General features: G+C 77.3%; 1 protein-coding gene. It reads right to left on the minus strand.

Translation table 11 applies throughout. The features are described from left to right. A partial coding sequence (gene dacB, locus V7793_RS37790; protein WP_336014272.1) for a D-alanyl-D-alanine carboxypeptidase/D-alanyl-D-alanine endopeptidase occupies positions 1-1128 on the minus strand: 1128 nt, incomplete at both ends.

Raw genomic sequence — 1128 nt, forward strand, 5'->3', positions numbered from 1 at the left:
CGCCAGGCGGTCCAGCGCCCCCTGGGCGCCCTCGCCCGATGCCGCGCCCGTCGTCATGAAGGCGAACGACAGCAACCGCCCGTCCGCGTCCACGACCGTGCCGGACAGCGTGTTCACCCCCGTGAGCGTGCCGGTCTTGGCCCTGACGACGCCGCGCCCCGCCGCGTCCGCCCCGTACCGCCCGCTCAGCGTCCCGCTGAAGCCGGCCACGGGCAGCCCCGTCAGCACCGGCCGCAGCTCCGGGACGGCCGGATCGGCCGCCCGGGCCAGGAGGGAGGCCAGGAAGGCCGCCGAGACGTGGTCCGCGCGGTCGAGCCCGCTGCCGTCGGCGATGCGCGCCCCGGACAGCGGCAGGCCGAGCTTCTCCAGGCGGCCGGTCACCGCCCTGGCCGCGCCCTCGAAGTCGGCGGGCTGCCCGGATGCCAGCGCCGTCTGCCGGGCCAGCGCCTCGGCGATGTCGTTGTCGCTGTTGGTGAGGGTGCGCTCGACGAGCGCGGACAGCGGCGGCGAGGAGACCGAGGCGAGACGTTCCGCCTTGTCGCCCGCGCGCCCCGCGGCCGGGTCGCCGTCCACGTCGACGCCCGCCTCGCGCAGCATCCCGGCGAACTTCCGCCCCGCGTCGCCGGCCGGGTCCGCGGTGCGCTCGGCGGGGCCGCGGTCGGAGTCGTCCAGGCGGCCCTCGTCGACCATCAGGGCGCTGACGGGCGCGATGTTCTCGTTGGGCCCTATGGGGTGGACGGCGGGACCGGAGTAGCGGGAGGCGTCGTAGGCGACCTTCACCCGGCCCTTGCCGCGCGCCTTGAGGCCGCGCGCGGTGGCGTCCGCCAGCTCCTTCAGGCTCGCGGCGGGCTGCGCCCCCTCCTTGGCGGGGCGGGCCGTGAGCGTGGGGTCTCCCCCGCCGACGAGTACGACCGTGTCCCCGTCGGCCACGGCGGTGGTCTCGATGCGGTGCGCGGTCCCCAGCGCGGCCAGCGCCGCCGCGGCCGTGGCCGTCTTGATGGTGGAGGCCGGGGTGTACGGCGTGTCCTGGTCGGCCCCGTACAGCTGCTGCCCGGTGGCGACGTCGACGACCGCCGCCGAGGTCTGCGCGCCCAGCGCGGAGTCCTTCAGCAGGCCGTCGAGGGCGCC

It is taken from the genome of Streptomyces sp. KLMMK (genome assembly GCF_036961605.1).
GTDB lineage: Bacteria > Actinomycetota > Actinomycetes > Streptomycetales > Streptomycetaceae > Streptomyces > Streptomyces telluris.